Raw genomic sequence first — 13,261 nt, 5'->3', positions numbered from 1 at the left:
ATTTAAATATGGAGATTTTATGCGCATCTTATACCAGTTTCCTTTGTCTCATTTTTGTGAGAAAGCTCGCTGGTTATTGGATCATAAAGAGTTATATTATGAAGCGCAAAACTTAATTCCAGGTGTGCATCGCGCTTTTGCCCAATTAAAAACAGGGCAAAATAAATTACCTATTTTACGTGATCAAGAGCGTTGGATAGCAGATTCGACTCAAATTGCGTTATATTTGGACGATATTTATCCCGAACATGCCTTGTTACGCAGTGATGCTGAGCAATATAAACATGCCTTAGCCATAAATACTTTGGCTGATGAATTGGGGCAGCATGTGCGTCGTTGGGGTTTGGCGCATGCACTATCTGAAAGTGAAGAACCTCTGGAAATTTTAATTGGTGAAAAAGGCTATTTGCGTCAATTTTCTAAATATTCCAAGCCAATTATTAAAGCTTTGGTATCTAAGGGTTATCAACTTGATCAAGATAAAGTCGCAGAATCTAAACAGCGGATGGATGAATTAATTGTCATTTTAAATCAACATTTGATTGATAATTATGGACGTTATTTTGTAGGTGAGCGTTTAGGTTTAGCCGATATTTCAGTGTGTTCGATGCTTGCACCTATTTTAGAAATTTCAGGTACGCCGTGGGAAAAAGAACACGATGAAGTCATTTCTGAAGAATTTAAAGATTATAAAAAGTATTTGCTGGATTTGCCTTTAGGACAATATGTTTCTCGTATTTATCAAACTGAGCGTAATGCACGTGTAGATTGGCGCGGTATTTGAATGTTATTGCCTTAATAAACCTACGTGCAATCTGCGCCTATTTTTGTATACTGATGGCTAAAACCCTAGAGCCAAGAATTAGAACAAAGAATTTTAGTGATTCTAATTAAAATTCTGTACTGAGTTTGGCAGCGTATTGTGCTTATTGTTGAGCGCCTCTGTTTTTAATACATTTCTTAAACTTGCAAAAAATAGACGGCTATGATTGTGACAATTTATGAACGAAGCCGTTATTGATTGGATTGTTGAGAATTTAAATCTTTCAAAACAATAGGTTCAATGAAATCCCCTTTGTCAATGTAGTTGCTCTAGCGATCAGCGGTTATTTCTAAAACATAAAGATTTTGCTTTACTCATGGAAAGAATTTTCATTAAAAATGCTTAGTCTGCAAAACAATTCAAGTATAATGGCGGTATGTGTTTAATTTTTATCTGATTAAATTGAGTGCTTAAAATGGAATTGGATCGTTACGATAAGCATATTTTAGAAATTTTAAGCTATGAAGATGTCAATTTGAATGAGCTTTCCGAGCGGGTTAGTTTGTCGGTAAGTTCAGTGCATCGACGTATTAAAAGTCTGATCGATCATAAAATTATTTCAGGTTTAAAGCGTGAAATTAATTATCAAAAACTGGGTTTTAGTTTACATGTGTTGTTGCAGGTATCTTTGAGCAAACACGATACTGATATTTTTGCCAAATTTTTGGAAGAATTAGAAAGTATTCCTGAAGTGATACGCGCATTTTTGGTGACAGGACAGGCTGCAGATTTTATTGTAGAGGTTGTGGCACGAGATATGGAAAATTACAGTGAAATTTTACTAAAAAGGATTGGTAAAATTGAGCATGTGGCAGGTTTGCATTCTAGCTTTGTGATTAAAGAATATGATGTTTTAAACTGTCATGGTTTATTAAATAAAGTTTAATTTATTAGCATTATTTTGTGTGATCTATTAAAAACGCACGATAACGTGCGTTTTTAGGAAGTACAGTTAGACAGATTATGCGTCTAATTGTGCTAAAACCTCATCGGAGAATTCAACGTTGGTGTAAACGTTTTGAACATCGTCTAAATCTTCAAGCATATCAATCATTTTCATGATTTTTTTGGCTTGGTCGATGTCTGTAATTTCTGCTTTGGTCGATGGACTCATAACCACTTCAGCATTGTCAGATTTCAAACCTGCTGCTGTTAGCGCATCTTGAACTATACCAAAAGCTTCTGGCGTAGTAATAACCAAAATACCATCTTCAGACACTTCAATATCTTCTGCCCCAGCTTCTAAAGCCACTTCCATCACTTGATCTTCTAAAGATGAATCTTCAAATGAAATTTCACCACGTTTGGTGAATAGGAATGCTACAGAACCATTGGTGCCTAAGTTACCGTCAGTTTTAGAGAAACAGTGACGTACATCTGGCACGGTGCGGTTTAAGTTGTCTGTCATGGTTTCTACAATAACCGCAACACCACCTACACCATAACCTTCATAGGTTACTTCTTTAAGATCGTCGTTATCTTCACCGCCTGCACCACGCTGGATGGCACGGTTAATGACGTCACGTGTCATGTTAACTGAAAGTGCTTTTTCCACAACAGCACGTAAACGAGGGTTACTTGCCGCATCTGGACCGCCGAGCTTTGCAGCAGTTGTTAATTCACGAATAAATTTGGTAAACAACTTACCACGACTAGCATCTTGTTTGGCTTTACGATGCTTAATGTTGGCCCACTTGGAATGACCCGCCATGCGAACTATGCTCCTTACAGATTGGCAGTATGCCTATCAAAATTGCGCCCATTCTAACATAAGCCCTTTTTTTAGATAAAGGGCAGAGTTTTAGGTTTTTTAAGTGTTGCTTTGAGTTGTTTTTGGCTCAGGAATGACAATATCTAAGCCCACTTGTTCTTTATATAATTGTTGGATAAGTGCCATATCGTGATCTAAATCTGTCGGATAGATTTTGCCAAAAATCCCACCTTGTTTGGTTTGTGAGTTGGCATACATTAAAACGATAGGCTCATTGGCTGCTTTGGCAATATGCCAAAAACCTGTACGAATTGGCTTGCGGGCTTCACCTGTTTTTGCGCGAGTTGCTTCGGGTGCGATGACCAAATTGAAATGTTCATTTTGATCAAAAAGTTCAATCATTTGCGAAACTATATCTTTGCTAGATTTACGGTCGACTGGAATGCCGCCGATTTTTTCCAAAATGGGTTTAAGCGGCCCTTTAAAAAGCTCTTTTTTAATTAATCGGAATCCTGCTTAAGCCGATGATTCCATAATTTGAATTATTGGCTTATTCCGATGGGTTAATTGATATGCACATAACGAAGCATATATTCCACTAAGAAATCCATGAATACTACGTGCTTTACTCGTTACTAAATTGTATTGATCTTTCAATAAGCTAAATAATGTTTCTATCTTATTGCGTTGCCGTAGGTGATATTAATCTGGTCAATGTTTGAGTTGTTTTTGGAAGTGAGTAAAGAGAAGCGTTTAAAATTTCATCGGGCAAATTTTCGGAAAGTGAAGGTGTATTTTTTTATTTCAATAATAATCAAATTTGTCTGATGATTATCTATACCGCAATTTCTGAAAATAGCTTGTTTTTTTAAAAAAACTTCGCTAGTATTCTTTGCGCTTGAACTTGTTGAATTATAACAAATTCAATTTTAGGGCCTATAGCTCAGTCGGTTAGAGCAGCGGACTCATAATCCGTTGGTCCCCAGTTCGAGTCTGGGTGGGCCCACCATATAAAACAACCACTTACGTGTACTAATCGTAAGTGGTTTTTTTGTTTTTAGAGTCTGGTAAGCAAATAGTAAGCGGAATGAATCAACATTATTTTCCATTGGCTTTGATAAACAAACGATTTAAAAATAGAGATTTCTGTAGGTACTCAAATTAAAGTGACAATTTGGTGGGTATAGGGCGGCCTAATATGGGCTATCACCGTCGTAGTTTGGTGGAAACTCAAATGCCATGTATCAAATTATTAGGAGATAAGCTGACGGCAAGACATTTTTAAAGTCAGGTCAATGAAATTCATGCGCGTGTAGTAGTTCTGAATAGATTTACGGAATTGGGTAGACCTCACACCCAAGTTATCACTTAAATTTGAATGAATTGGGAAAACTCAGCTTTTGAATGTCTATGCAACAAAGCAGATAGCTAATCGCAATATCAATATGTTTTTGTCTTCGACAAAGCGTGCTGTAATCTGGCGCAGTCCAATTTAATCAACACAGTTTAATCAAACTTTGAACAAAACCTGTGACCATGCGTAAAGAGAGTCTGAATAGAGATTTGATCATTAAACAGCATTGAATAGCGGTATCAGAGTAAGTTTGATTTCGACCTTGCTTGCCTTGTGGTTGTGCATACCACTGAGTGTTTGGATCAAACCAAATGGAAATATCACCTCGGTTAATGAGGGCACGATTGTAGGAAGACCAGTTAGTTGTACGATAGATTTTAGGAGCAGGTTTATTCATAGTGAAATTATAGGGCCGAATAATCTTTCTAGGCTAGGTTTATGCAACAAAACCTGCTCAAATTAAAAAGTAAATATCAGCGAGGCTTTGTTGCATAAAGATTTTGTAAGCTTCTGATTTAAATAGGTTTGTATGAATTTCAACCTAAAAATTAAATGAACAAAATCAGTTGGTTATGTATTTATGCAACAAAGCCATTTTTTTCTGTAAATTTGATTCGCTTAATTTTTCAATGGCTAGCATTTAATCCAGATTGCATAGTCATAGAAAAAAATTGTGCTTTTTCTTGACCTGTATAACATTTGCAGCGTTGGGTGGAGATATTAGATACTCCTTTACTTAGTTTTATGCATAGATTTTAATTGTGATTTTCAGTTTTATTTTTTTGGATATAGAATATGATGTGGGAAGGAAACAAATCATTAAAGTTAAGGGCAATTAGATCATTTGGATCAGTAGCAATTTTCACCTTCAATATTAAAGAATCAGAATAAGAAATGTAAATTTCTTTTTTTTTCAATTTTTTTGATATAACAGCATTTTTGCTCAAATTATATTCGGATACATATGAGTTCATTCGAATATTACTCTTCCAATCAGTACCTCTTAACTTGCGCCAATTTATATTAGTTACTTCAGCAATAGTTAAGTCTTTATAATTCACTTTTTTTATTTTATTAAAAATTATGTCAAACAAAAAAATGTGAGATCTATGCAGATAGCTAATATTTAATAAGAATTTTTCTAAGTTTTTTTCAAGTGTTACAGCACAACAGTTACATAACTGATAATTATTAATGATTAATCCCCATTGATATAAAAGATAAATAGCATAAATAGCATCAAGATCATGGAAAGCAGAGATTTTTTTTAAAATTGAATATGATACTGGTTGTGGAGTATATACTCCTTCGGATATTACATGTTCGCGAATACCTAAAGTTAAATTGTGCATTTCGCTTATAACCTTATCTGAGTTGAATTCAAGATTTTCAATATTCCAAATCGGATGTTCAATAATATCGATCGCACTAGGTATAAGTTCCTCAGTACTCTTTTTCCATGCTTTTTGAGGTGTAGATAAACCAAATTTATATTTTCTAAATAATTTAGCCTCAGGTGAATATATAGAGTTTGAATACATAAATTTATAAAACTGGTATTCATTTATTATTTTTATTTCCTTCAATTTTTTAGCTTCATTGAATAAATAATCATACCAAGTAATCGTTTTGGCATATTCCAAAATACCACGAGCTCTGCGTCCCAAATTTTGCTACTCCATACTAAAGTTGGGGTAAAGATATTTTAAAATTATACTTCTTTTCTGTACCCGTTGGAATATGTTTTTATAGCTATAAATCATTCTAAAGAGAAAAAAATGTCATTTAAGCATAAACATAGGCCGATTACAGATGATCGGCTTTTATTGACCACTAGAGAGACAGCTAGGCTTTTGGGGTATGCAGAACAAACATTGCGTAAATGGGCGTTGTATGAAAACGGCCCAATTAATCCTATTAGACATGGACGTACTCTTCGTTGGAGTAAGGCGGATGTCTACAAATTTGCTGGCTTAAAAGAAGACTGATTTTGAAGATGGTATGGACTAATTGCTCATACCTATTTATTAGGTTTCAACATGCAAAAAAAATCATTTGAAGTCTTGATCAAACTCAGAGCAGTTTTGATATTAGACCTGCCAGATTTTATTCATTCATTTATATTGAATTTAAAAAACAAGTTAGATGTTTATATCAAAAAAACCTTGAAAAAGGATGCTAGAGCCAATCAAGTGAATAATGAATTTGAGATCCTGAAATTGTTAATCCAAAAAATTTCTCAAGATATTAAGCAGATCCCAAAGCACAAACATAAACAGATACACGCTGTGCTTTTTAGCTGCTTTTTTACTCAATTGTCCGATGCCTTGGTTCTGCAGTTATCTCACCATATGAGGATAGATCGTCATCCACAGCGTTGTGTTCAATTGAGTGCCAGCACCTATAAAAAATACTTCAAGTTGCATAAAGACTTGAACCTCAAGTTAGAGCAAAACCTAACTTTCAATTTTTACCCTAAAAAATTATGGTGATTTTATGAGTCAAAATGATAAATCGTCAGAGTTAGACGAAGAAACCAAATTATTGGAAGAATGGGTCAATCAGTCCCTGAGCGAAAAAAAACAAATTTTGAATCAGCTCCTGGCGCAAGATCAGCAGGCACAGGAACTCTATGCTGCTGCTCACAAAATACATGTGGTGATTAAAAATAATCGGATAGTGACACAACAGAAATTACTAGCAGGGTTAACGCAATGGACTAAAAGTGCATCTATAGGACAACTAAGCGACCAACAAAAAGAAGTATTTATCTATTCCTATCTTTGTACTGCAGTCTTGTGTGAAATACTGAAGGAAATCATCTTGTTAGAGCCTCAGATTACAAGGGATGAAAAGGATGAAAAACAGGTTATTCTAAATAATTGTAAAAACAACAATAAAATCAATACAGTATCTTATAATTTAAAACTTCTTTTGCAAAAGCAGTTATCGAATACTGAGAAAAATAAACTGTTGTATAAAAAAGTTACACGCAAACTCCAAGCTATGGATGAATTTGATGCCAACGAGTTAAAAATTCTTTTAGAGCGTAAAATAATAAAAAATGATTTTGAACAGCTTAATCTTGGCCGCTATATTCAACAATTTATTATTGTTTTCAACGAGATTGCCAATAGTAGATTAAATTCAACAGTAATTAATGTTCAGGCTTTAATTAACGATATTAAAAAGGGCATGACCTATAAATCTGATTCAGGCACATCATCGTTGGATGTAGAGAATGAGGATACTGGACAAGATACAGACATCAATATTTCTGATCCTGAACAGGATGGGATCGCTAAGCGGGAGAAGGAGATTTTTTCTGATGACCAGCAGAAAAATCAGGAACAGCTTGAAAAACAGGGACGGCGCATTCAGCGACGTGACTTACCCTATAAAACGAATCCGCTTTATGTGAAACCCAGTTTACTACATCTGGTCTATCATCTCTTGCAGGAATGTTATCAAGAAAAGATCAGAACTGATCCATATCAATCGTCTTTAGCTGTGTGTGGTTTGATGTGTCTCTTGACGGGGCTGAGTCCAACGATCTTTCAAAAGATTAAGAATTTGATTGAGGGTGGCAGAATCAAAGAAAAATCAATCAACAAAGTCATCCATTATTACTGGGTGATTGATCCCAAGCTCAATCCCAATCATTCTGGTGCCATGCAGGATAAAGCACAGCGTTATAATCGGGCCTTAACTCTGGAATGGCGTATTCCAGAACCGTGGATCACCAGTTTAAAGGCTTTAGAGAATTTAAAGCGACGTGAATTTTGTGCGATTAAATACAATAATTTTTTGCGGGAAGTCTTTAAAGAGTATCAGATTGGTGAAATCACCTACGGGATGTTGGAGCGACAAATCTATTTCCATTTGGATATGGAGACTGGTGATAACTTGGTTGCACACTTGCTGGCCAATCGGGATACCCATCATATCGTGCAATGGAACTATGAAGGGCGCCAGATCGATCAAATCGACCAGCATTTTCAAGGCTATATCAATGTTCTATTAGACCGTAGAAAAGGTGATCCATGGATTGAGCATAAACACCCTGGTTATATTTTTCATCGTGAGGAACGTATCGGCAGTCAGCGTTGCTGGACTATAGAGGCAGCGAGTGAATTTTTTAATCAGCTTTATCATTTTGTCAAAAACACATTAGCGAGTGCTCAAGCCAATCGGATCGAGAAGCTGAATGCTTACAGCATTTGGATGTGGCATCTTTCCTTAATCTGCCTGACGGTGCGTCCAATAGTCGGCATGCCGGGGTTACTGAAACATTATGATCCTAAGGCACAACTGCTTTACGTGCATGATAAAAAAACTGATTCACGAAAAGTAGGACGTCCTGTTCCTGTTACAGGCTACTGGCAGGATCATTTCAATGCATATCGAAAATATCTGACGAAAACCATCGAATCACTCGGGATAAAAAGTTTGCAAGCGCAATTGGAAAACGAGGGTTTTATGCTCTATGTCATCTCATATCCTTGGATCAAGTCCAAGAAAGGTCCAGTGAATCTTGCCGAAGTCGTGGAGCATTTGGAGCTACAGCCGATGTCTGCTGATTTTGTCACGCATTACCTCAAAGAGACTGTGCAGATTTATAAAAACTGGCCAAGGCATTTCACTAAAAATCATCTTGATCTCAGTGGTGATATTCACAATACGCTGTATGCCCATGACAAACAGACGATGGGATTCAGTCACATTTCTGGATTAAGCCCTTATCTCTACAAATACGACATTCAGCAACAAGTTGAAAGCTTGCTCAACAAACTAGAAATCGTAAAGCTTGAAGTAATTTAAAGGATCATACCGTGCTTGATAAACAAATCGAAGTTCAATTAGAAAATGCCATTGAAAGTGGGATCGCCGACATTTTTAAGGAAATTTCTCAGCTGATCACTGTTACATACACAGATGTAAATTCTGACCTTACTCAAATTGATTTTAAGTGGCTTGATCAGCAAATTCTGGACAAGTTTACTCTCTATAGAGCAGTTTTAGAGCAGCTCTGCCAAACATCCAAATTTAAGGACAAGGCTGCAGATTACCTTCAATTCTGTTTTAAACAAGTGAAACGGATTTGTAAGGTGAAAAACCAGCAGTGGCAAAAGGATTACCCTTCCTATGCCCAAAGCTATGAGATTAAGTTGCCAGATTGGACAGTCTACTCAGCTAAACGTTATGACAATGTTTTTTCTGACCGCAAACTACAGCAGGGCATTATGCTTGCCGAGGTAAAAGAAAAACTGTATGTGAATTGGGCGGATTATCTCAAACAACAAACCCAAGGTATCTTCTTAGACTCTACGGCCGAAGAGCAACAAAAATTAGTGAATACCTTGTTTGAATGTCTGTGTATTTCATTAATTTTTGATCAAGGATGCATTCAACCTGAACGGCTATTGGCCATTCATGATGCCATTTTTAATATGAACCTCGATAGTGGCTTGCTCTCTATCTATCCAAATTGCCATCATGCTTATGTTTTTTCTTACACTTTGCCTTCGACAAAATATGGCAACATCTATCAGCAGTATGGTGAGAAAGAGGCGGAGTTATGGCAAACTCAGCACATCTATTTCAATGCCTTTGCGATGCTATGTTACAGAAGGATCCAGCAGCTACTCAATGGACCACAAGCGTATGAATTACAAAACACGTCACCATTGCAGTGCTGGGAAAAAGAATATAGTGGAGCTATAACGCCGATTCAGCGCGAAGCCTTACTGCTAGAAAAACTCAAGACGCATTTCGATAATGTACTGAATCTGAAGAAGCAGGATACGGGGGACGAGAAAGCCTCTAAAAAATCGCCTAAGAATGTGCGATTTGAACAGCTTGATCATCACGTGAAGCTATTTTTAAAAGGTCTGGAAAAAACTGGCTTTGCTATTTTTAAACATATGGATTATGTCTTATGGCAAGAGATTCCCGATCTGGATGTGTTCAGCACCAATGTACTGAATAATCAGATCATCACTTCGCCTTTAATCTATCAGCAGTATACACAGCTCTATGATCAACCTGATCGCTGGAAAACCATTCAAGCCAGAATCAAAAATCTTGAAAAAAATCCTCCCACTTTAGACTTGGAGATGCCTACAGTTACGGTCAAAACGTTTCATGATCGACGCATTGGTAAACGACATAATCTGAAATCCTGGCTTTTATCTTTTCATCAGGGTATCAAACTCAAACAGCTCGCGGATCAACTCCAAGAATGCATCCAAAAATCCGAGGACTATAAATCTGCTTATGAAGCTGGAAATGGCGAGTATCTGGATTATGTGGTTGCCATTGCACATTTACGCATATGCCAGTGGTTAAAAGGCGAATTTGTTTACCAAGAGAAGACGGGAAAAAGTGTCCTTAAGGTATCGACGATCCAACGTTACTATGGCAGTTTCGTACTTAACCTACTTTATTATGTCCTAGAACAGCAGCTCAATCTAGAGACCGCTACTGAAGATCAGTTTGAGGAAATGTACCGCACGATTGTTGAAGAAAAACTGCTGAATGATCAGGAAAAACAGAAACAAACCGCTAGAACCAAGAACAATAAAAAACACAATACCTCTGGTGATGCCTTCGATCGGCTGAAAGCCTTCCACCAGTACTTGGTTCATAAACATCGTGCACCGATTGTGCAATATTTATATGACCGCCAAAGTGATGGCTTATTTTTGAAAACCAGATTGATTAGTCCTCAGATGTTTGGATGGATGATGCGAATTCTTAGAGAGTATCCAACGGCTCTAGGCCTGACCGAGCAGGATGCAACTTGTCTGCAATGGGTCTATATATTGGCATTTAGACTAGGCTTACGTATTGATGAGGCTGCCAGAATTTGTATCGATGATTTTGTATCTCCACAGCTGCGTAAACATCCAGACAATCGACAGCTTTATTATGTATTCGAGTTTCCTTCGGATCAGCAGAATGGTGATCAGTCTGACCAGAAAAGGAATAAAACAACGGGTGATATCGATGATCTAACCCTTAGGATTCGTCTGAATTCAGAGCGTGGTCTGAAAAGTGACAATGCTAACCGCCAGTTTGATTTGGCATATTTTTTAGCACCGGATGAATTTACAGGATTCTGTCGCTTTTATCAAAACCTGTTACCTGGTTCTAAAGCGGCTGCAGCCGTTTGTAAAAGAAAAACCAAACAACTTTTTGTATTGGGTGAACAACCCTTATCGAGTACAAATTTATCCAGAATTACCCAGCAGCTGTTTAATACTGTATTGGGGACAGATGATCATCAATATACCTTTCATGCTTTCAGGCATAGTACCGCTTCACATTTGGCTATCCTGTTAAAAGGCAGTAAAGCGTTGGTAGATTGTTTTACTGACTATAATTCCGATTCACATCCCGGGTTTGGACCTAAGCTTAAAAAGCACATTTTGCCCAATATTAAGAATGCTTCATCGCGTAGTGCCCAGGCCTGGTCTCGACTCGCGCATTTGATGGGGCATGAAGATATTCGGATGACCGCTAGACAATATCTACATCATCTGCAGATTCTGATTGCCGATATGTTTTATCAAGCCAACCGTGAATATTCGCCTCAACTGATCAAAGTGTTATTAGGAGATAGTCATCTGATGCATCACGGCTTCAAAATTGAATTTCAGTCGAATGAAAGAGATATTTTAAAAGCGATGAAGAAATTTCATCCACCCACAGAAAATGATCTTCAACTTGACCCGTTAAAAAACAAGCTAAAGCAAAAACTGCCTCAACAGCAGGATGGATTTTTATACCGTGAAATATTTTTAGACAATTACCATAAGTGGATAGAAGGCAACGCACGCGAAACGATTGATGCTGAATTATTGAAGTTGATTCAATCGATCAGTCAGCCGTCCTTTATCTACACCAAGCGCGTAAAAAATGAAGGTAACAGTGAGGATTATATTGGTTCAACCTGGAATCAAATGGTGAAATGGTCCGATCACTATCAGATTGATCAACCTTTTAGATTAAATAAAAAGATAACCCGGAAAGTTCTTAAAGAATTCTTTTATTGCTTAGAAAATAACATTTCATTAGCAAAAGATCGTCCTGTTTTAACCTTTAAGGTATCCTGTGAAAAAGATCTGAATGACTACCATAAATTTATAGATTGTATTGATAAAATTTATTCAGAAGGCACATCATATTTAGAGTGGGAGCAACCTGATTCAAATATATTGAATGATTTAAAAGAGGGTAAAATTAAAATAATAAAATATGTAATCCGTAATAATAAAATACCAAAAGATAATAATTTTATTCAAAAGATGCTGTTGCAGAGCATTTTCTATAAGGTGAAAGAGCATCAAGAACGCCCCAAAAAGATAGCTCAGGGTTCTACCTGAGGTTACGCATACGAACGGAAATCTTGTAAAATAAAAATAAATAAAAACAAATGGATGTTGTTGTTTTGAATTTTGCAGTTTTTCTCTTTCTCCGTATTTTTGCAAAAAATCGGGTTTTAGCTCTCAAAAACTGGGTAAATAAGGGTAGAAATCCTCCACCCATTTTTAGCCTTTTTTGAACATTTTTTATTCAGAATTGGAAATTTTCTTGAGAATTAATTTCATATTCAATTTAGGCTAAAATTAATAAAATGATCTGGAATTATTATTCATATGAGTAATATATTTTACTGGTAGTAAAAGGATTAATTTGGTTTAAAATTAATCTATGTTAAATAGGTTTTTAAGAGTTCTGGAAAGCTAATTGACAAGTTGATTTTAATTAAAGATTTTTTAGTATTTTTAAAATAATGATTCTAGTTTTTAATTTAGCTAAGCTGTCATTAAAAAGTAAACATGTATTCTTTTCCGAATTGGTTTGATACTCTCTCCACCCACTGCTCTATTTTATCAGCTGTCATGACTTGAAAATCTCGCCAATAATATTTCATCTGCTTCCATACCATCTCGATTCGATTTAACTCAGGGCTATAAGCTGGAATAAAATACAAATTCGTCGAAAAGTTACTTTTAAGTAGCTCTCTGTAATCAGCCATCTTTTTACTTCTATGAATCGAGGCATTATCTACAATAAGAACCAATGGAAGGTTATAAGTCTGTTTTACTTGTTGAGCTATTCCAGTTAAATAGGCATAAAACCAAGTGCTTGTAACTGACTCTTGTAAACAACTTGTCACCAGTTTCCCCGTTGAAAGCAAACACCCCATGACATTAACTCGTTTTAATCTTATTGCATCAACCGCATGAACATCACCTATCTTTGTCCACGCATAGCGGTTATCAGGTGTAGATGAAAACCCTGTTTCATCAACATAACCTAATATAATTTCACCACGTGCCGCTTGCTCTCGTAATTTTTCAATCTG

General features: G+C 36.3%; 9 protein-coding genes, 1 tRNA gene and 4 pseudogenes. 8 read left to right on the top strand and 6 right to left on the bottom strand.

Going from position 1 to position 13,261, the window contains the following annotated elements; all coding sequences use genetic code 11:
* The first annotated feature begins 19 nt into the window (after nt 1-19).
* Together BJN41_RS14105 and BJN41_RS14100 are read left to right on the top strand one after the other, a co-directional pair.
* Nucleotides 20-784: a glutathione S-transferase family protein gene (locus tag BJN41_RS14105; RefSeq protein ID WP_019836238.1), complete on the top strand. Its 765-nt coding sequence runs from the start codon at nt 20-22 to the stop codon at nt 782-784.
* 454 nt (nt 785-1,238) lie between these two features.
* A complete protein-coding gene (locus BJN41_RS14100; protein ID WP_070155959.1) occupies nt 1,239-1,709 on the top strand; it encodes an Lrp/AsnC family transcriptional regulator in 471 nt (156 codons plus the stop codon).
* Between the two features lie 75 nt (nt 1,710-1,784).
* On the opposite strand, the gene BJN41_RS14095 is transcribed toward BJN41_RS14100, so the two are convergent.
* The 3 genes and pseudogenes from BJN41_RS14095 to BJN41_RS15055 all read right to left on the bottom strand — a co-directional run.
* The gene (locus tag BJN41_RS14095; protein ID WP_070155957.1) at nt 1,785-2,534 is read right to left on the bottom strand and encodes a YebC/PmpR family DNA-binding transcriptional regulator; all 750 of its coding nucleotides are present in this window, start codon (nt 2,532-2,534) and stop codon (nt 1,785-1,787) included.
* Between the two features lie 99 nt (nt 2,535-2,633).
* Nucleotides 2,634-3,038, bottom strand: a pseudogene (locus BJN41_RS14090) (1-acyl-sn-glycerol-3-phosphate acyltransferase); the annotation flags it as partial.
* A gap of 12 nt (nt 3,039-3,050) precedes the next feature.
* Nucleotides 3,051-3,236: pseudogene (locus BJN41_RS15055) on the bottom strand (IS982 family transposase); the annotation flags it as partial.
* Nucleotides 3,237-3,466: 230 nt separating this feature from the next.
* Here BJN41_RS15055 and BJN41_RS14085 point away from each other — a divergent pair.
* A tRNA-Ile gene (locus BJN41_RS14085) sits at nt 3,467-3,543 on the top strand.
* 192 nt (nt 3,544-3,735) lie between these two features.
* Nucleotides 3,736-3,906, top strand: a pseudogene (locus BJN41_RS15740) (IS5/IS1182 family transposase); the annotation flags it as partial.
* 52 nt (nt 3,907-3,958) lie between these two features.
* Here the strand turns inward: BJN41_RS15740 and BJN41_RS14080 are convergent.
* Together BJN41_RS14080 and BJN41_RS14075 are read right to left on the bottom strand one after the other, a co-directional pair.
* A pseudogene (locus tag BJN41_RS14080) lies at nt 3,959-4,285 on the bottom strand (transposase); the annotation flags it as partial.
* A 358-nt stretch (nt 4,286-4,643) separates the two neighbouring features.
* On the bottom strand, nt 4,644-5,555 hold the full coding sequence (locus BJN41_RS14075; protein WP_070155955.1) for a hypothetical protein: 912 nt from the start codon (nt 5,553-5,555) through the stop codon (nt 4,644-4,646).
* A 111-nt stretch (nt 5,556-5,666) separates the two neighbouring features.
* On the opposite strand from BJN41_RS14075, the gene BJN41_RS14070 reads away from it, so the two are divergent.
* The 4 genes from BJN41_RS14070 to BJN41_RS14055 are packed head-to-tail and all read left to right on the top strand — an operon-like array spanning nt 5,667 to nt 12,275.
* A complete protein-coding gene (locus BJN41_RS14070; RefSeq protein WP_070155952.1) occupies nt 5,667-5,876 on the top strand; it encodes a helix-turn-helix domain-containing protein in 210 nt (69 codons plus the stop codon).
* Nucleotides 5,877-5,927: 51 nt separating this feature from the next.
* On the top strand, nt 5,928-6,380 hold the full coding sequence (locus BJN41_RS14065; protein ID WP_070155950.1) for a transporter: 453 nt from the start codon (nt 5,928-5,930) through the stop codon (nt 6,378-6,380).
* A 4-nt stretch (nt 6,381-6,384) separates the two neighbouring features.
* Nucleotides 6,385-8,709: a hypothetical protein gene (locus BJN41_RS14060; RefSeq protein ID WP_081406311.1), complete on the top strand. Its 2,325-nt coding sequence runs from the start codon at nt 6,385-6,387 to the stop codon at nt 8,707-8,709.
* Between the two features lie 11 nt (nt 8,710-8,720).
* Nucleotides 8,721-12,275 (top strand): hypothetical protein, encoded by a 3,555-nt coding sequence (locus BJN41_RS14055; protein WP_070155948.1) that lies wholly within the window; start codon nt 8,721-8,723, stop codon nt 12,273-12,275.
* A gap of 443 nt (nt 12,276-12,718) precedes the next feature.
* On the opposite strand, the gene BJN41_RS14050 is transcribed toward BJN41_RS14055, so the two are convergent.
* Entirely contained in the window at nt 12,719-13,258 is a 540-nt protein-coding gene (locus BJN41_RS14050; RefSeq protein ID WP_141730351.1) for an IS630 family transposase, read from the bottom strand.
* Between the last annotated feature and the right edge of the window lie 3 nt (nt 13,259-13,261).

The sequence above is a fragment of the Acinetobacter towneri genome (assembly GCF_001758345.1).
GTDB classification, from domain to species: domain Bacteria; phylum Pseudomonadota; class Gammaproteobacteria; order Pseudomonadales; family Moraxellaceae; genus Acinetobacter; species Acinetobacter towneri_A.
This window is presented reverse-complemented; position numbering and strand designations above follow the sequence as displayed.